General features: G+C 33.5%; 15 protein-coding genes. 6 read left to right on the forward strand and 9 right to left on the reverse strand.

The window, feature by feature from the left end; translation table 11 throughout:
* Nucleotides 1-79 precede the first annotated feature (79 nt).
* The 5 genes from ACGLWY_RS08920 to ACGLWY_RS08940 form a co-directional block, all read right to left on the reverse strand.
* Nucleotides 80-928 (reverse strand): alpha/beta hydrolase family protein, encoded by an 849-nt coding sequence (locus ACGLWY_RS08920; RefSeq protein ID WP_396619333.1) that lies wholly within the window; start codon nucleotides 926-928, stop codon nucleotides 80-82.
* Complete coding sequence (locus ACGLWY_RS08925; protein ID WP_396619334.1) at nucleotides 929-3,694, reverse strand: PD-(D/E)XK nuclease family protein; 2,766 nt, start codon at nucleotides 3,692-3,694, stop codon at nucleotides 929-931.
* A 73-nt stretch (nucleotides 3,695-3,767) separates the two neighbouring features.
* Complete coding sequence (locus ACGLWY_RS08930; RefSeq protein WP_396619335.1) at nucleotides 3,768-5,117, reverse strand: OmpA family protein; 1,350 nt, start codon at nucleotides 5,115-5,117, stop codon at nucleotides 3,768-3,770.
* A gap of 123 nt (nucleotides 5,118-5,240) precedes the next feature.
* On the reverse strand, nucleotides 5,241-6,434 hold the full coding sequence (gene kbl, locus ACGLWY_RS08935; RefSeq protein ID WP_396619336.1) for a glycine C-acetyltransferase: 1,194 nt from the start codon (nucleotides 6,432-6,434) through the stop codon (nucleotides 5,241-5,243).
* Nucleotides 6,435-6,455: 21 nt separating this feature from the next.
* Nucleotides 6,456-9,587, reverse strand: coding sequence for a UvrD-helicase domain-containing protein (locus ACGLWY_RS08940; RefSeq protein ID WP_396619337.1), 3,132 nt, complete (start codon nucleotides 9,585-9,587; stop codon nucleotides 6,456-6,458).
* Between the two features lie 128 nt (nucleotides 9,588-9,715).
* Between ACGLWY_RS08940 and ACGLWY_RS08945 the strand changes: the two genes are divergently transcribed.
* Nucleotides 9,716-10,324, forward strand: a complete 609-nt coding sequence (locus tag ACGLWY_RS08945) for a superoxide dismutase (protein WP_396619338.1) — start codon at nucleotides 9,716-9,718, stop codon at nucleotides 10,322-10,324.
* A 514-nt stretch (nucleotides 10,325-10,838) separates the two neighbouring features.
* Here ACGLWY_RS08945 and ACGLWY_RS08950 read toward each other — a convergent pair.
* From ACGLWY_RS08950 to ACGLWY_RS08965, 4 genes are all read right to left on the reverse strand, one after another.
* A complete protein-coding gene (locus tag ACGLWY_RS08950) occupies nucleotides 10,839-12,737 on the reverse strand; it encodes an amidophosphoribosyltransferase (protein WP_396619339.1) in 1,899 nt (632 codons plus the stop codon).
* Nucleotides 12,738-12,862: 125 nt separating this feature from the next.
* Entirely contained in the window at nucleotides 12,863-13,789 is a 927-nt protein-coding gene (locus tag ACGLWY_RS08955; protein WP_396619340.1) for a PfkB family carbohydrate kinase, read from the reverse strand.
* A 101-nt stretch (nucleotides 13,790-13,890) separates the two neighbouring features.
* Complete coding sequence (locus ACGLWY_RS08960) at nucleotides 13,891-14,532, reverse strand: viroplasmin family protein (RefSeq protein ID WP_396619341.1); 642 nt, start codon at nucleotides 14,530-14,532, stop codon at nucleotides 13,891-13,893.
* A gap of 39 nt (nucleotides 14,533-14,571) precedes the next feature.
* Nucleotides 14,572-15,147, reverse strand: a complete 576-nt coding sequence (locus ACGLWY_RS08965; protein ID WP_396619342.1) for a phosphoribosylglycinamide formyltransferase — start codon at nucleotides 15,145-15,147, stop codon at nucleotides 14,572-14,574.
* 360 nt (nucleotides 15,148-15,507) lie between these two features.
* On the opposite strand from ACGLWY_RS08965, the gene ACGLWY_RS08970 reads away from it, so the two are divergent.
* The 5 genes from ACGLWY_RS08970 to pyk all read left to right on the forward strand — a co-directional run bounded on the left by ACGLWY_RS08970 (nucleotide 15,508) and on the right by pyk (nucleotide 19,790).
* Entirely contained in the window at nucleotides 15,508-15,741 is a 234-nt protein-coding gene (locus ACGLWY_RS08970) for an acyl carrier protein (RefSeq protein WP_007647141.1), read from the forward strand.
* Nucleotides 15,742-15,754: 13 nt separating this feature from the next.
* Nucleotides 15,755-17,005: a beta-ketoacyl-ACP synthase II gene (fabF, locus tag ACGLWY_RS08975; RefSeq protein WP_396619343.1), complete on the forward strand. Its 1,251-nt coding sequence runs from the start codon at nucleotides 15,755-15,757 to the stop codon at nucleotides 17,003-17,005.
* Nucleotides 17,006-17,012: 7 nt separating this feature from the next.
* The gene (gene rnc / locus ACGLWY_RS08980) at nucleotides 17,013-17,753 is read left to right on the forward strand and encodes a ribonuclease III (RefSeq protein ID WP_396619344.1); all 741 of its coding nucleotides are present in this window, start codon (nucleotides 17,013-17,015) and stop codon (nucleotides 17,751-17,753) included.
* A gap of 118 nt (nucleotides 17,754-17,871) precedes the next feature.
* Nucleotides 17,872-18,357, forward strand: coding sequence for an IPExxxVDY family protein (locus ACGLWY_RS08985; protein WP_396619345.1), 486 nt, complete (start codon nucleotides 17,872-17,874; stop codon nucleotides 18,355-18,357).
* Complete coding sequence (gene pyk / locus ACGLWY_RS08990; protein WP_396619346.1) at nucleotides 18,357-19,790, forward strand: pyruvate kinase; 1,434 nt, start codon at nucleotides 18,357-18,359, stop codon at nucleotides 19,788-19,790. The genes ACGLWY_RS08985 and pyk overlap by 1 nt, the downstream gene beginning before the upstream one ends.
* Nucleotides 19,791-19,972 lie beyond the last annotated feature (182 nt).

Below are 19,972 nucleotides of genomic sequence, written 5' to 3' on the forward strand. Positions count from 1 at the left end.
TATATAAGTGTTTGTTTTACACTTGTAAAAATACAGAATTGTATCCAATTATATGGCGCTACTAAAGAAATGTTTTTTTCTATGGGTTATTTTTCAAAAAAGTAAGACACTTTTGTACAACTTCATTTAAATGCTTGGGTAAATCCTTTTTTTTCCAAGGATGACTGGCACCAAATACATGGTCAGCCCCATCAATAATTTGTAATTCACTATGGGGGTTCCATAGATGAAGATCTTCAGATTCATTCATTAAAACACTGGTATCTTTATTACCATGAATTATGAGATGTGGTATTTTCAGGTTTGAAACTGCACACTTAATAGTTAGGCGTTCTTCATTAGCTTTAAAATCTTCGTAAAACTGATAATAATGTGGCATTTGCTGTTTGGTCCTACCGTTTACAACATAGGTAACACCTGTTTGCTTCCAAGTTTCCAAATCGCAAAGCGCCGTCATTCTACTACCAAAATCAGAGACACTTGCTAAACTAATAACATTCTTTATTCTACTATCTTCTTCAGCTTTTATAAGGGTAATCCCGCCACCTCTACTATGACCTAATAATGAAATGTTATCTGTATTTGCTATATTTTGTATGTCGGGATAATTAAAAACCCAATCAATAACCGTTTCTAAATCGTCTAGCTCCTTTGTGTAGTTGTTATTTCCAAAGGCTTCTAAATCGGGAAAATCTATAGGTTGTTCAACAGTACCACCATTATGTGAAAAGTTAAACTTTATAAAACAAAATCCAGTTTTAGCAAATTGTTTTGCCATTAAGTTCCATGCACCCCAATCTTTAAACCCTTTGTAACCATGGCAAAATATTATAATGGGCAGATTTGTTTTGTTTTCGACATAGGTAACATCAATGACTATGGGTTTTTGGTGTTTTCCATTTATAACAATATGTTCTTGAGATAGCATTTAAACTTCTTTTTCAGTGAAAGGGATATTCGGATTGCAAATTTCTAAAATGAGCTGTTTCAATTCAACTTTAAAATTAGTGATAGTTTCGTTAGTAATCAAGAAATCTTTTTTTGCACCATTACCAGATTTGTCTTTTTTTGCAAATTTTAAAAAGCCTGCATTTAAATTTTTAAAAGATATAATGCCTGCTTCAATAGGGAAATTAATATCGCCCATGAGATGCATCATATAAGCATACGTAAGTATTTGAAAGGGCTTACTGTATTTTTTATAATCGGTTGTGATTTCTTCCCAATTTACAATTTCTACTTGGTTTTGTTCCACGCGCCCTGTTTTATAATCAATAATTCTAGTAATGCCATTATACTCATCTACCCTATCAACTTTTCCAACCAGCTTTACAGGGAAATCAAGCTCAGGAATAGTAACCATAACTTCATTATTGGCTTCTATAGCACATATTTTTATTTGGTTTCCAGCTTTTAAATCTTGAATTTCAAAATCTAAAAAATTAGAGACATAACGTTTTGCTATTTCAAAAACGATGAGGTTCTTTCCTTTGGTAATATCGCCTTCTTTATATTCATTTTTAAAATGAAAACTTACTTTTTGCTCAATTTGGGATTTTAAATTTTTAATTATTTCAGCTGTTATAAATGTGCCAACTAATGGTTTGTAAAAATCTTCGAGCGTGTTGTGCACAACGGTTCCTAAAGTATTGGCTGCGACGGTTTCTTCAACATCATCGTGTTCTTTTATTTTTAATATTTTCTGATAATAAAAATCAATAGGATTTCTTATATATGATGTTAGCGACGAAGGTGAAAATCCTTTTTCAGCAAGATTAATAATATCGCTTTGAAGACTTTCATTTTTTTCAATGGTTTGTAACGATGTTTCTATAACAGGCACTTGTGGCGCAATAATTTGGTGGGTAATGTTGTGAACACCCTCTAATTCCAGTTGGGTAATAAATCGGCTTTTTTCACCACCAGTTAACACATCGGCTTCGGTATTATATAAAATGTAAATATTTTTGGCACGCTGCAAAAGCCTGTAAAAGTGGTAGGCGTAAACCGCATCTTTTTCTTTGTAAGTAGGCAGTTTGTTTTCTAGCTTCACATCGAAAGGAATGAACGAATTATTACTTTTTCCCGAAGGAAGCACACCTTCATTTACAGAAGTAATTATAACGGTTTCAAAGTCTAAAACACGTGATTCCAACATTCCCATAATTTGCAAACCTTGTAAAGGTTCCCCTTGAAAATCTAAAGTTTCAGAACTCAGCAATTCTTTATAGATACTAAATAGGGTTGAAACATCTTTTATGTGTTGGTACTTGGTGTTTAAACGCAACAACTCATTAAACAATTCATTAAAGCGGAATAAGTACTCTAACGACAGCAAATTAGCGGCTTTGTTGTCGTCTAAACAGGTTTTTATACGTAGGATGAGCTGAAAGCAGTTTTGAAGCGCTAAATCGATTGTTTTACCCCAATTAGAAAACAAGAGTTCGATAATAGTAATTGATTTAGGTGCCATCTCCTTTAGTCGGTCTACAGTTAGGTAAATAATATTATTAGCATCAATAGTTTCAATAATTTTTGAAGCATAATCTACCTGTTCAACATTAAGAAGTGGTCTTATAAATTGATGTGATATTACATTAATAACATCTTTATAATAAAAGGTATTTGAAGGTATTTTGTGTATGTAAAAAAGTGTTTCAAACAACCAAGCTAGCGGAATGGACTTTAACGGAAACCCCATAGTTATATTTAATGCATTAATATTTTCAGGAAGTGCATTAAGTACGGGAATTAATAAATTTTCGTCCCCTAAAACAACAGCAGTGTTTTGAAGTGTTGTATGCTCTTTTTGTAATTTATTTAATAGCGAACCAATGTATTTGGCTTGTCCGATATTTTTAGGAATGCCAAAAACTGAGATGTTTTTTTCTTTTGTATAATTGGTCGTAATCCAATGAAACGGATTGCTTTTAAAGTAGTGCCACTTTTGTTTATGCTGCCTCGTAAATAAAGCGGCGTCGTGGTTTATGCTATTAAAAAAAGTGGTGTCAATATCCCAGTAAATTTTTGCTAAATTGTTTTGAAGCAATTTTTGAATAATGGTTTCTTCGCAAGTATTAAGGGCGTTAAAACCTAAAAACACATGTTGTTTTTTAGAATTGTTTTGAATGTAGGTTTCTAAATTATCAACAGATTCTCTATAAATCAACCCTTGGTAACCTATTTTTTTATTTAAAAGTTGTTTGCTGAAATGGGTGTAGTAATTGTGTAGTTTGTTCCAAAAGGACAAATATTTTTTAATGAATTCTGTTTGATTTTCTTCAAGCGACCAATGGTGATTTTCAATTTCTTTAATAGCACTTAAATAATTGAAAATGTTTTTTTGGGGGATTAAATACCTATCAATTTCATTGAAATCCTGAAGTAAAATTTGTGCCCATTTAGAAAACACTTCAAAAGTATCGGTTTCTTCTTTTTTTGTTAATTGGGTATACGTACTATAAAATTCGAAAAGTAATTCGGTGTTTGTAATGGTTTTAAGTTGAGATAGCTCTTCAACAAATTCCTCAATACTAATAATTGTAGGAGAAAAAATAGTTTGATTGCTAACTTTATAAAGTTGATGTTTTAAGAAGAGACCAGCCCTTTTACTTGGTAAAACAAACGTTAGCTCGGAAAGATTTGAGTTGTTGTTTTGTAAATCTTTTAGAGCATCAAAAATAAAAGTTGTCATTGTATAAAAATAAAAAACGCTTCGGATATCCGAAGCGTTTTAAACTTATTTATTTTCTACTACTAAAAGTAAATTATTTAGCTAAGTTAATTTCAACACGTCTGTTGTTAGCTCTACCTGCAGCTGTAGTGTTTTTGTCAATTGGTTTAGACTCACCATAACCTTTAGAAGAAAGTCTAAATTCATCAATACCATGTTTCACTAAATACTCTTTAACAGAAAGTGCTCTAGCATCAGATAAATCTTGGTTTAGTTTATCACTACCAACACTATCAGTATGACCCTCTACTGTAAATTTAGAAGTAGGGTATTCTTTAAGAATACTAATGATATCAGCTAATACAGCCTCAGATTGAGATTTGATAGAAGATTTACCAGTATCAAATAAAATCGTTTTAGCGTAAGCATTTAAAGATTTTTGAACTTCTTCTGGAACTTCAGGACAACCATTGTTTGCAACAGAACCTTTAACATCTGGACATTTATCGTCTTTATCTAACACACCATCACCATCAGTATCTGGCCAAGGACATCCTTGGTTTGCAGCAGGACCAGCAACAGTAGGACATTTATCATCAGCGTCAGTTACACCGTCACCATCACCATCAGGACAACCAGATAAAGCTTGTAAACCAGCAACAGTAGGACATTTATCATCTTTATCAGCAATACCATCACCGTCAGAATCAGGACATCCGTTAAGTTCAGCTGTACCAGCTTCGTTAGGACAAGAATCTTTGCTATCTTCAATGCCATCACCATCAGTATCAGGACATCCGTTAAATGCAGCAATACCAGCTACATCTGGACAAGCATCATCTTTGTCAAAAATACCATCACCATCAGTATCAGTACCACCAAATTTAATAGAGATACCAGCAGTGTGTTGGAAATGAGTACTTAAATAATCTTCAAAAGCATGTTTGTAAGCAGTTTGTAATGTTAAACCAACATTCTCGCTAAACCAAATGTTTAAACCTACAGTTCCGTTTAAAGTTCCAGCACCAATTTCGTCAACCCAAGTGTAACCACCACCAACACCTAAATAAGGATCGATAGTTGTACCTTGTAAAAAGTTATATTTAATAGTACCATCTACACCGTAATATGATAAATCATCTACAGCTGCATCACCAAAATGTTCAATTTTATTTAAAGACCCAGCAACTCCAAAAGAGAAACCATCACCTAAATGTTTAGATACCGAAATAGAAGACAAAGAAGGTAAAATATTCCAGTGATCGCTTACATTAAAGAAATCACTAAACATATCTCCAAGAGGAGCATCTTCTCCGGTAGGAAAAAAGTCAACTGCGTTTGCAGCAATTGTAATTTGCCAAGGATTGTTTTTGTCTTGCGCATTAGCGTTGCTATAACCAAGTATAAGCAACATAGCGAACAATAATCTGCTAAGATTTTTCATATTCAAAAGTTTAATTTTTAAGTGTTAATTGTAAACAAAAGTAAGTTGTTAAATTTTATTAACAAAGACAAATATATAAAAAAAATGAAGATTTTGCTTATTTATTGATAGTTCTGAACGAATTTATATAATACCCAGCGATTTTCCAACGGTTGAAAAAGCAAGAATAGCCTTATCCAAATGTTGTTTGGTGTGTGCTGCCGATAGCTGAACGCGAATTCTTGCTTTCTCTTTTGGCACTACAGGAAAAAAGAATCCTATAACATAAATACCCTCTTTTAAAAGCATGTTTGCCATGGTTTGCGATAATTTAGCATCATAAAGCATCACGGGAACAATAGCCGAGTCGCCATCAACAATGTCGAAACCAGCTTTTTTAATCCCTTTTTTAAAATAATTGGTGTTCCATTCTAAAGTATCACGCAATTTGGTATCGTTTGCCAACATATCAAATACTTTTATCGATGCACCTACAATGGCAGGAGCCAACGAGTTTGAAAACAAATAAGGTCTGGAACGCTGACGAAGCATGTCAATAATTTCCTTTTTACCTGTTGTATAACCACCCATGGCACCACCCAAAGCCTTTCCTAAAGTACCCGTTATAATGTCAATTCTATTTAAAACGCCTTTTTCCTCAAGAGTTCCGCGACCTGTTTTACCAATAAATCCAGCGGCATGACATTCATCTACCATTACTAACGCATCATATTTATCGGCTAAATCACAGATTTTATCAAGCGGAGCTACTATACCATCCATAGAAAACACACCATCGGTTACTATTATTTTAAATCGGGCCCCTTTATTATTTGCAACAATAAGTTGATTTTCTAAATCTTGCATATTACTATTCTCGTAGCGGTATCTGGCAGCTTTACACAACCGAACACCATCAATAATAGAAGCATGATTTAAAGAATCTGAAATAATAGCATCTTCGGCACCCAATAATGGCTCAAAAACACCGGCATTGGCATCAAAAGCAGCGGCATATAAAATGGTGTCTTCGGTTTGATAAAAATCAGCAATTTTTTGTTCAAGTTGTTTATGGATGTCTTGTGTGCCACATATAAAACGAACAGAGCTCATACCAAAACCATACGTATCCATAGCATCTTTAGCCGCTTGAATGACATCTGGATGCGACGATAAACCTAAATAATTATTGGCACAAAAATTTAAAACCGTTTCCCCGGTATTTAAAGTTATTTCGGCACCTTGTGCAGAGGTAATAATGCGTTCTTCTTTGTAAAGTCCATTATCTTTTATGTCTTGAAGCTCTAATTGTAGATGATTTTTTAGTTTTCCGTACATAATTTTGTATTTTTAGCAAAGTTATACTTCTTTTACTGAAATATCATCATTTAAATACACAAGAATTCTCTTTTTAACAATTATTTTCATGTCTTGCAATACATCTTGGTACGATTGCAATTGCTGTACATGTTTTTTGTCTTCAATCCCTGTTTTATAATCAATAATGATCGCTTCGTTTTCAGCATTTATAACGACTCTATCTGGTCTTAAAATAATGCCTTCTTTGGTAATAATGTCCCGTTCGTTATAGATGATATTATCCGAGTTATAATAAGGTTCAAGTTTTTGATGGTTCACTATTTGAACCATCAAATTTTTTAATCTTTCAGCTTGAATGGTATTAATAATAGCTGTGTTTATATAATCGGTTATTACAACATCAAGATCATCCTTGGTTTTAATTTTGGACATGATATTATGAACAAGATTTCCTTTTTCTATGGCTTCTTCTTGAGTTGTGTCCCAGAGCATGCCCGATTTTGTAACCACTTTTATGTTGTGCATTTCTTTTGAAGTAGAAATAAATTCTTCTTGAAAAGTTGTATTTATTGAAGACGCTTGGGGTTTTGGAGTTTTTTCATTATTTCCAAAAGTGTAGGTTGCTTGTGAATCGTTCCAAATATCTAAATGTTTCAAGTAATTAATAAATAATCCTGAATATTTTTTATTGTTGACATCACCTTTTGCAGAAATATCTTTGGTTGATATGATATATAATTGCTCAACCGCACGAGTTAGCGTTACATATAATAGATTGATATTATCAAGCTCTTGTTCAGATTTATGATTGTTGAAAATCTCGAATCCAGCATCACCAAAATTCTCGAAATCTTTATTAAAATTTAATAGGGTATACGAAAAGCCATTGTAAACTTCTTTGTTTATAGGAAACCACTCTTTGGGCTCCAGTTCTTTATAAATATCCAAATCGGCATATGGAAAAATAACCACAGGAAACTCCAAACCTTTCGATTTGTGGATGGTCATTATTTGTACAGCATTTTGACCTTTAGGCGATACAATACTTAAACTGTCTTTTTTCTTGTTGAAATAGTCTAAAAATGCCGAAATATCCGAGCCTTTTTTCTGTGAAAAATCTAAAACAACATCTAAATAAAACTGAATATATGCGTTGGACGTTTTAACCAAATGAAAGCTTCTAATGATGGTTTCAGCAGCATCATAAAGTGGAAGCTGCAATAAATTATGGTTGCTTACAAATACATTATATACCTCAAAACTTTTAAAGAGTTGGGTTAAAGTTAATGGTAAATGGCTCTTAAAAAAATCATGCTTGATTTCAATATTAAATAAGCATGCTAAATAATTTAAAACAGCAATCTTTAGTTCGTTGTTTTTAGGTTGAACTAAAAGTCCAAATAGGTTGTTTACAAATTGTACTTCAGATGCATTATTAATTAACAAGGTTTCAGATGACACTATAGGAATGTGGTGTTGGCTTAAATAATTTGCTACGGCAACACCTTCTTTTTTCTTTCTTACCAAAACACAAATATCTTCAAGCTTAAATCCATTCTTTTGACAATCCTGAATGGTTTTTAAAACGTTTTCAGAAAAAAGCGCATCTCTATCATCTTCCTTTTCAATGTCTAAAAACGATAATTCAACATAACCGTTTTGATGTTTACTAATATTTTGATGTGCATTTTCATAAAGGTTTTCATAGGCCTCATTACTAAAAATATATGTTGCCAAATAGCTGAAAAACCCGTTATTGAACGTAACAATTTCTTTAAAGCTCCTGAAATTTGTTGGTAGATTTTTTAACGTTTTTTCTACATAAAACGGGTTGTCGTTATGAAATAGCCCTATAAATTGTTCCGCTTTTCCACCACGCCATCGGTAAATGGCCTGCTTGGCATCGCCTACTAATAGGGCGGTTCCTTTACCCGTAGAAAGGGCATTGCCCAATAGCGGAACTAAATTTTGCCATTGCATAACCGATGTGTCTTGAAATTCATCAATAAAATAATGATTGAATTTTTCGCCAATACGTTCATAAATAAACGGCGTGGGTTGGTTGCTTATTTCTTTGCTAATAATGGTATTAAACTCTGAAATGAGCATTTTGTTTTGGTCGGCTTTTAATATTATTAACTCATTATTAATAGCATTTAAAACCGATAAAGGCGTGATGTTTTTATAGAAAGCCCTTAGGAATTTAAGATGAAAAACGGCTTGTTTACTTAAATTAAATGCAGAAGCTATTTGTGGTTGTATCTGTTCTATGGTTGAAGCGACATCGCTAGTCACCCGTTTTGGGTAGAGTGTTTGGGTTTCAATAGCTTCTTGCCATTTGTTTCCATATGCAACATCAAAATCTTTCTCTGCTAATTTTTTAAAGTGTTTTGGCAAGTAGCCTCCAGAGAAATCGTTGTGTTCTAATCCGCATTCTTCGATTAAAGTCAAAACGTTTTGCGCCGTTTCAACAATAGCTGTTTCTGTTGTCTTTATTTCAATTATCAGCTGTTTTTTTAAAGCTACAAAATCGGTTAAGGTTTTGCTTTTTAAGGTTTCAATAAAAGGAATGTCATTTTCATTAACCAACAATTTTGCTATTTTATTAAAATCGTATGATACGTCCCAACTTTTGTCATCATCGGCTTTTTCAATGGCAAAATCAATCAATACATTTGTAAGTAGTTTATCTGTTCCCGCTTTTGAAATTAGGCTATCAACAGCTTCATTTAACAAAGCCTCTTGGTCTAATTCAACTTCAAAATTTAAAGGGAGTTTTAAATCGTAAGCAAAAGTTCGTATGAGTCTATGCGTAAAACCATCAATAGTCGAAATATCAAACGCTGCATAATTATGGATAATGGTATTTAATAGGTTTTTGGATTTTAGGTTAAGCTCATCTGGATCCATTTGCAATTCTTCACAAATAACCTCAAACATACTATTGGGATTTTCTAAAATTTCTGGAGAAGAAAATGTTTTAAGCACTTCAATAATGCGTTCTTTCATTTCAGCAACTGCCTTGTTAGTAAAAGTAATGGCTAAAATGCGTTTAAACTGATCGGGGTTATGGGATTGAAATAAAATTTTTAAATATTCTTTAACCAACGTAAAGGTTTTGCCACTACCTGCTGAGGCATTATATATTGTAAATAGTTGGTTTTGTGGCATGAACTCTAAATTTTGCATACAAGATAAAAACTATCAATCACTTGATAACAATTAATTATTTTTAATTGATACGTTTTATCCGTAAATTTGGAAAAGAAAACAAATACTAATAATTAAAACAAAAAATTATGGCTTTCGAATTACCGGAATTAGGATATGCTTATGATGCTTTAGAGCCTCATATAGACGCTCGTACTATGGAGATACACTACTCAAAACATCACCAAGGATATACCACCAATTTAAATAATGCTATAGCAGGAACCGATTTAGACGGAAAATCTATTGAAGACATCCTTGCTAATCTTGATATGAACAATGCAGCAGTAAGAAATAATGGCGGTGGATTTTACAACCACTCATTATTTTGGAATGTTATGAATCCAGAAGGAAAAGGGTATTTATCTGGCGAGTTAAAAGCTGCTATCGAAGCTGCTTATGGCTCTGTAGATGCTTTTAAAGATGCTTTTGCTAAAGCTGCAGCTACACGTTTTGGTTCAGGATGGGCTTGGTTATGTGTACAAAAAGGAGGTAAAGTAGAAGTTTGCTCGTCACCAAACCAAGATAACCCGTTAATGCCGGGAGTTGGTTGCGGTGGAACGCCAATTTTAGGGATTGACGTTTGGGAACACGCTTATTACTTAAACTACCAAAACCGTCGTCCAGATTATATCAATGCATTTTTTAATGTCATTAACTGGAATGAAGTTGAAAGACGTTACGCAGAAGCGAAATAACAAGGTTCAAAACATTTAAATATAAATCGTCTGGAATTTTTCTGGGCGATTTTTTTTATGAACTCATCTTACCTTTTTCGCTTCAATCAAAAAAGTCAAGATGAGGGCTATGTCAAAACTTAGCAAAAGTTTATAAAATGAAAAAGGTGAACGAGTGTTCACCTTTTTGCCCCAAATCTACCATAAACTTAACCTACTTATGTTATGGTGAGTCAAATATATATTAGCTTAAACGTTGTGAAAAATATTTTAGTCAAACTGCTTATATATTGGCTTAAGCGGTTTTTGTTAATTATAAAAACATTTAGCAGGAAACTAAATTGCATAAAAAAAGGCGAACGAACGTTCACCTTTTTTTGCCCCAAATCTACCATGAACTTAACCTACTTATGTTATGGTGAGGCTAATTTATATGTATTTTAGATAAACGTATTATTTATTAGATAAACGGCATTTTTTTTAGATTAAATGTGTTTTTCACAATATAGGCGTCTATAAATTGATTACAAAATAATTAATAGGCACGTTCTTTATTGCCTTCGTAAAAATTAATAAAAGCACGGTTTACAACTCTGTTACCACCAACGGTTGGATAGTTTCCTGTGAAATACCAATCGCCCAAATGTTCTGGGCATGCTTTATGTAAATTTTCAACTGATTGAAAAATAATTTTGACTTTGGCTTTTATGCTTTCATCACTTAAAAGTTCTGCTATTTTATCAGAGATTTGTTCATCTGTGAAAGGATCATAAATCTCTTTCACAAAATTCTGCACATAAACATCTTCTAACTCCGTTTGGTCTATACATTTATTGTAAACTTCTTCTACAATATGGTACTTATTAGCTTCTTTTAGTAATTCCAATACTGCTCTAAAAGCCACTAAGCTTTCCAGATTAGCCATATCAATACCATAACAATCGGGATAGCGTATTTGAGGTGCTGACGAAACCACGACAATTTTCTTCGGGTTTAAACGATCAAGCATTTTTAAAATACTCTTCTTTAACGTGGTACCTCTTACAATACTATCATCAATAATCACCAAATTGTCATTTGGTTTAATAACGCCATAGGTAACATCATAAACGTGCGCTACCAAATCGTCTCTACTGCTATCTTCGGTTATAAATGTCCTTAGCTTGACATCTTTAATGGCGATTTTCTCTACTCGAATACGCTCTGATAGTACTTCGGTAACTTTATCGGCAGAAATAGAACGCTGCCCTGTTAAAATAGCGGCCGTTTTCTTTTTGTTTAAAGCAGCTTCGGCAGTTTCTATCATTCCAAAAAAAGATGTTTCAGCTGTATTCGGAATATAGGAAAATACCGTGTTTTTTGTGTCATTATCAATGGCATCCAAAACCTTAGGCATTAACAGTTTGCCGAGCATCTTACGTTCTTGGTAAATTTCGGCATCACTACCTCTAGAGAAATAAATGCGCTCAAACGAACATGCTTTACGTTCTAAAGGCTCTAATATTTTTTTAATAACTACTTTGCCAGATTTTTTAGTAATAATAGCATGCCCAGGCTCTAATTCTTTTACGTCTTCAAATTTCACATTGAATACGGTTTGAATAACTGGACGTTCGGATGCAACTACAACAATTTCATCATCTTGGTAATAGTATGTTGGTCTTATTCCTGCAGGATCCCTTAATACAAACGAATCTCCATGACCAATGAGTCCTGCCATGGCATAACCACCGTCCCAATTTTTAGCCGCTTTTCTTAAAATTTTTGCTACGTTTAATCGTTCGGCTATTAATGGAGAAGCATCCATTTTACTAAAACCTTCTTTTTTTACGTCTTTATAAATTTTACTTACGGCATCATCTAAAAAGTGACCGATTTTTTCCATAATAGTAATGGTATCGGTATACTCTTTGGGGTGTTGCCCTAAACGGATAAGATTGCTAAATAGCTCTTTAACATTGGTCATGTTAAAGTTACCTGCCATAATTAAATTTCGGTGCATCCAATTATTTTGTCTTAAAAATGGGTGCACACTTTCAACGCTGTTTTTTCCGAAAGTACCATAACGAACATGCCCTAAAAACACTTCGCCTATATAAGGTATGTGTTTTTTTTGTAGAGCTACATCATCCGTATATTCAGGATGTGCTAAAAATTCTTTATTAACGCGTTCGTTAATTTGAGCAAATATATCTTGAATGGGTTGTTGTGCTATAGAACGTACACGACTAATATAGCGTTCTCCAGGTTTTGTGTTTAACTTAATACTTGCAAAACCTGCGCCGTCTTGTCCGCGGTTGTGCTGTTTTTCCATCATGAGGTACATTTTATTTACCCCATAAAAAGCACTACCATATTTTTCTTTATAAAATTCTAACGGTTTTAAAAGTCTTAAAACAGCTATACCACATTCATGTTTTATTGAATCACTCATTTTTAAAGATTTTCGCTTTACTCATTAATTTTATTTCATGTCGTTGAATTCGTGAATCCTTGATTTCGCTGAAATGATAAATTATTACTTAAATTAAAAACGCGCTCTATTGTGAGCGCGTTGGTTTATGCTAATTTTATGTCAAACTGTGTTAATTGCTTAAATTGCAACAATCGTTTATGTACTTCTTCGTTTTCTAAATTTTCCATCCGTTTGGTTCCAAATTTCTCAACACAAAACGATGCTAATGTCGAACCAAAAATCACAGCATTCTTCATATTCTCAAAAGATGTGTCACCTGTTTTGGCTATATAGCCTGCAAATCCTCCTGCAAAGGTATCACCTGCTCCTGTTGGGTCAAACACTTCTTCTAAAGGCAACGCTGGAGCGTAAAACACTTCATCATTATGAAATAATAACGCACCATGTTCGCCTTTTTTAATCACTACATATTTAGGTCCCATGGCATGAATTTTTCTGGCAGCCACTACCAAAGAGTACTCTCCCGTAAGTTGCCTAGCTTCTTCATCGTTTATAGTGATAACATCTACACGTTTCATAACGTTATGTAAATCATCAAGGGCACTATCCATCCAAAAATTCATAGTATCTAAAATAACCAATTTTGGTTTATTAACCATTTGGTCTAATACACTGGATTGGACGATAGGATGTAGATTTCCTAACATCACAATTTCTGCATTGCGATAATTTTCAGGAACTACGGGGTTAAAATCGGCAAGGGTGTTTAATTCGGTAACCAACGTGTCTCTAGAATTCATATCGTTATGGTAACGGCCACTCCAAAAGAATGTTTTTCCTTCCTTAACAATTTCAATACCCGAAATATCAATATTTTTATTTGATAAAAGATCTAAATACTTTTGAGGAAAATCGCCACCCACAATAGAGACTGCAGCAGCATCAATGTTAAAATGTGAAGCGGCTAAACCAATAAATGTTGCAGCACCACCAAGAATTTTATCGGTTTTACCGAAAGGCGTTTCTATAGCATCAAAAGCTACGGTGCCAACAATTACTAATTTGCTCATAAAAGCCGTGTGATAATTTTGTGCAAATATAAGCCTTTTAAATACTAAGGCAAGAATAATTTTGTGAATAGTATCGTTTTAAACAGTTCCAAGAAAATCTGTTATTTTCGTCCAAAATCGGCGGGAATTTCACCCCAAGCTTTGGTTTCCCATTTTACTATAACGGTGGTGTATGTATTTGTTTTCAGCCAATTTTCAGCTCTGCCAATCAATTCAAAAAGGGCTTCGTTTTTTTCGTTTCGTTCTAACTTGGTATTGCAGCATTTCTTTTTTACCCAACTTATAGCGGTTTTACTATCGGTATATAAAATACGGTCGCTATTGTTTTTTTTAAGCAATGCCAAACCATGCACAATGGCCAAGAACTCCCCTATATTATTGGTACCCTCTTCAAAAGGACCTTGAATAAAAAGTTGCTTTTTGCTTTTGGTTTCTACACCTCGGTATTCCATAATACCCGGATTTCCACTGGAAGCCGCATCAACTGAAATGGAATTGTAATTTGGTAATCCTGTTTTTTTTAGTTGTTCTGCGGATAATTCACTTTTAAAACCGGCTTTTTTTCCAACATAGTTAAAATAATCACCTTTTAGAGCTTCTTTAGCAGCATCAAAACTTTCAAACGATTTATATTGTGCACCTTCAAAATTGGTTATTTGTGCTTTGCAAGCATTCCAAGTTTCAAAAACCCCTGTTTTGTGGCCTTTCCAAACGGTATAATATTTTTTCTTCTTTTTAGACATTTTTGTCATTCCCGTGAAGACGGGAGTCTCTATTTTTTATTACAATTTGTTATTAAAAAGCAACTTCTCTACAACTTTCGGAAAATGGGCCATTTCCAATTCATGAATTTTAGCAGCAACATCTTCTGCGGTATCGGTATCACTCACCATACATTTTGACTGAAAAATAATGGCGCCTTCATCGTAATGTTCGTTTACAAAATGAATGGTTATTCCCGTTTCAATCTCTTTATTTGCAACAATAGCTTCATGTACACGCATACCATACATACCTTTGCCTCCATATTTAGGCAATAACGCTGGATGAACATTAATAACTTTATTTGGGAATTCATTTAGAATAAACTCAGGAAATTTCCACAAAAAACCAGCCAAAACAATTAAATCGGGTTTTGAAGCTTTTAAAATATTAAGCACATCATTGGTTTCTGTAAAAGCTATTTTATTAAACGACAACGCACTAACCTTTAAGTTTTTACATCGGTCTAAAACTTTAGCATGAGGATTATTTGTAAGTACTAAAACAACAGACGCATGTTCGCTGTTATTAAAAAGTTTGATTATATTTTCAGCATTGGTTCCAGATCCGGAAGCAAAAATTACTATACGTTTCATCTATGTTATACTTATTTGTTTTTTAATTGTTAGATGGAACACCCTAATAATCGTCCTCGTGTGTGAATGTCATTTTCATGGTGTTTCATCAGCTTATTTTTATTTTTAAACTAGTGTCAGATGCCTTTCGTAATAAAATTCATAGGATAACTCATAAAATTTTCAAACTCATTTCATTTTACAGACAAAATGCTTCATTATTTCGAACAAAAAAAAGAATAATTATTAACAATTAAGAGTTAAATTTGAAATACTTAAAACTAATTTTAGTAAATTACCAATACATTTTTAACAGAATAGCAAATTATAAAATAAAGTTTTTTATTTTTGCGACTTAATTAAAACTTAAAATTAAACATTATGTCAGACATTGCATCAAGAGTAAAAGCGATTATCGTAGACAAATTAGGAGTTGATGAGAACGAAGTTGTAACTGAAGCAAGCTTCACAAACGATTTAGGAGCAGACTCTTTAGACACTGTAGAATTAATAATGGAATTCGAAAAAGAGTTCGATATTCAAATTCCAGATGATCAAGCTGAAAATATTGCAACAGTTGGTCAAGCTATCTCTTATATAGAAGCTGCAAAATAAGCAAAAAACATTTATGGAATTAAAACGAGTTGTAGTCACGGGTCTAGGGGCTTTAACACCTATTGGCAATACCAAAGACGAATATTGGGAAGGCTTAATTAGTGGTAGAAGTGGTGCTGCGCCTATAACATATTTTGATACCGAGAAGTTTAAAACCAAATTTGCTTGTGAATTAAAAAACTTTAATGCTACCGATTTTATTGACAGAAAGCTTGCCAGTAGAATGGATAAATTTACACAGTATGCCATGGTAGCAGCCGATGAGGCTATTGCCGATGCTAAGTTAGATTTAGATGCCGTTAATAAATTACGGGTAGGCGTTATATGGGGAGCAGGCATTGGAGGTTTAGAAACTTTTCAGGAAGAAGTTTTGAACTTTGCTAAAGGTGACGGAACACCAAGATTTAATCCGTTCTTTATTCCTAAAATGATTGCAGACATTGCGCCAGGAAACATATCCATTAAATATGGATTTATGGGACCAAATTACACAACGGTTTCTGCTTGTGCGTCTTCAGCAAACGCTATGTTTGATGCATTAAACTCAATTCGTTTAGGGCATTGTGATTTAGTTGTTACTGGTGGAAGCGAAGCTGCAGTTACTATTGCTGGAATGGGTGGTTTTAATGCCATGCATGCCCTTTCAACTAGAAACGAAAGTCCAGAAACAGCATCGAGACCTTTTGATGCTACTAGAGATGGCTTTGTACTTGGCGAAGGCGCAGGTGCACTTATTTTAGAAGAATATGAGCATGCAAAGGCAAGAGGAGCTAAAATTTATGCTGAGTTTGTTGGCGGAGGTTTATCGTCTGATGCTTACCACATGACAGCACCACATCCAGAAGGAAGAGGTGTCGTTGCCGTAATGAAAAATTGTTTAGAAAATGCAGGTCTAAAACCAGAAGATGTAGACCATATCAATACTCATGGAACCTCTACACCATTAGGTGATGTTGCAGAATTAAAAGCAATTTCAGAAATATTCGGTAGTCATGCCAAGCATATAAATATTAATTCAACAAAATCAATGACTGGACACTTATTAGGTGCCGCAGGAGCTATCGAAGCTATTTCGGCTATATTGGCTATGGAACATGGTATTATTCCGCCAACTATTAACCACACTACGGTAGATGAAAATATTGATCCAGAACTAAATTTAACTTTAAACAAGTCCCAAAAACGCAATATTAAAGTAGCAATGAGTAATACATTTGGATTTGGCGGACATAACGCTTGTGTATTATTTAAAAAATTAGACTGAATCCCGAATGAAAAACATTCGTAACATATTAAGTTCCCGTTTTAAACGCAACGGGAATTTTTTTATGGAGTTAATTAAGATTCTCGGGTTTAAGCCAAAAGATATTAAGTTCTATAAAAAGGCATTTACACACCGATCTATGAACATAAAAGATAGCAAAGGAAACGCTATTAATTATGAACGATTGGAATTTTTAGGTGATGCTATGTTAAGTGCTGTTATTGCATCTCATCTATATCTTGAAGTACCTGCAGGTGATGAAGGCTATCTAACCAAAATGCGGTCTAAAGTAGTAAGTAGAGAGCATTTAAATGAACTTGGAAAGGAACTGAACTTAATTGGCTTAGTAGAAAGTAAGATCCCTCCCGGACAATTTGGAGACAATATACATGGTAATTTATTTGAAGCATTAGTTGGCGCTATTTTTTTGGATAAAGGCTATAAATATTGCGAAAAATTTATTTACAAACGTGTTATAACACCTTATGTAGATATAGAAACCTTAGAAGGCAAAGTAATAAGTTATAAAAGCTTACTTATAGAATGGTGCCAAAAAGAAAAAAGAACATTTGGCTATAATGTTTATGAAGATACTGGCAATGATGAGGTTAGGCACTTTTCGGTTAAACTATCAATAGACAATAAAGTTGTTGCTAAGGCAAGAGCTACTTCTAAAAAAAAGGCCGAAGAAAAAGCTTCAAAACGTGCTTTTTTTGTATTTCAAAACAAAATGTCTAAAATGATTTAGACTATTTCAAACAAAGTAATTAACTATAACGTTTTAGTTGTTTTACTTGTTAAGATTCGCCTAACTTTTATATATAGAATGGTTTTAAATACTATATTTACAACCTTTAATGTAAGTTATGGCAGTACACAAACTTATTCTTGATGATGTTTTTGAAGAGGTAGATTGCACTTTAATAGCAATTTATTGTACTATTGAAGATTATCGTTTAGCATATCTTCTAAATAAACATTTGAGTACCAATCTTACTCGAAGGACATCAAATTTAGACTGTAGTTTTAATAATGCCACGTATTCAATTTTTGAATGGGAAGATGCTAAGCAGCTTACAACATGGAGTTTAGTCTCTAATATTTATAAAACAGAAATTTACAAAAAAGACACTGTTAATTCATTATTTGATACAGAAGAAAAAATAACACAAACACTATATTTAATACCAGAATATAAGGCTGTTAACTATTTTTTAAAAATAGATAACCAATTTAATTTAAGTGAAGAAAAAAGTATTTTAAATAACATATTAAAAATACAACAAATAGCAACAGCCTTTAGTATTGATATTAACCAATTAAAATCAAAAGACAATTTAATTTTTAGCTAATGCCATTAAGAAAAAAAACCAAGATAGTTGCCACATTAGGTCCAGCTACAAGCACTAAGGAAGTATTAAAAGGAATGCTTGAAGAAGGCGCAAATGTATTTAGAATTAACTTTTCCCATGCCGATTATAAAGATGTAGCAGAACGTATACAAATGATACGGGAACTAAATGATGAGTTTGGTTTTAATGCTGCCATATTAGCCGATTTACAAGGACCTAAGCTTCGAGTAGGCGTTATGAAAGAGGAAGTGGTAGTAAATCCAGGAGACGAAATAATCTTTGCAACGGGCGAACGATTTGAAGGCACAAAGGAACGCGTGTATATGACTTACGATAGGTTTCCGCAAGATGCAAAACCAGGTGAACGTATCCTTTTAGATGACGGTAAATTAATTTTTGAAGTCGTTTCAACCGATGGTAAATCAGAGGTAAAAGCAAAAGTGATTCAAGGTGGGCCATTAAAATCTAAAAAAGGAGTAAACCTACCTAATACCAATATATCACAACCTGCTTTAACCGAAAAAGACATTGAGGATGCTTTATTCGCTATAAGTCAAAATGTAGATTGGATGGCCTTATCATTTGTGCGTCATGCAGAAGATTTAATGCAACTGCGTGATTTAATAGAAAAGCATAGCGAACATAAAATCCCGATTATAGCAAAAATTGAAAAACCAGAAGCCGTAACAAATATTGATGCCATTGTAGCGCATTGTGATGGTTTAATGGTAGCTCGTGGTGATTTAGGTGTAGAAGTTCCTGCAGAAGAAGTACCGCTTATTCAAAAGCAATTAGTATTAAGAGCTAAAAAAGCTAGAATACCAGTAATTATAGCAACCCAAATGATGGAAACTATGATTACTAGTTTAACACCAACACGTGCAGAAGTAAACGATGTGGCAAACTCTGTTATGGATGGAGCCGATGCGGTAATGCTTTCTGGAGAAACATCGGTTGGTAGTTACCCTGTTCAAGTTATTAGACAAATGGCAAACATTTTAAGAAATGTTGAAGATTCACCATTAATTAAAGTGCCACAGTTACCACCACATATCCGTACAAACCGATATATCACAAAATCTATTTGTTATCATGCTGCTATTATGGCAAATGAAATTGATGCAAAGGCTATTTCAACATTAACTAATAGTGGATATACTGCATTTCAAATTTCGGCTTGGAGACCATCATGCCATATATTAGTGTTTACATCAAACAAACGTATTTTAACGCAATTAAGTTTGCTGTGGGGAGTTAGGGCTTTTTATTACGATAAATTTGTTTCTACCGATGAAACCGTAGGCGATATAAACAGAATTGCTAGAGCACACAATTACGTACAAAAAGGTGATATGGTAATTAGTTTAGCTTCTATGCCAATTGCAGAAAAAGGTATGGTAAATACCCTACGTGTAAGAGAGATTTCTCAATAGAATTTTAGATTTAATTGATTTAAGTTGCTTTTGCAAAAGCAATAGAACTAAGTCAAATTGAATTAGTTCCTCCGTATAAAGATTATCTTAATGCCCGTTTAGCAATAGACGGGCTTTTTCAAAAGAGCCATATGATTTACAGAAACAATGTCTATGGTTTAGGGTTTGTACCATTTAGATTT

Origin of the sequence: Mariniflexile sp. HMF6888 (assembly GCF_044335535.1) — a bacterium.
In the GTDB taxonomy this organism is placed as follows: Bacteria; Bacteroidota; Bacteroidia; order Flavobacteriales; family Flavobacteriaceae; genus Mariniflexile.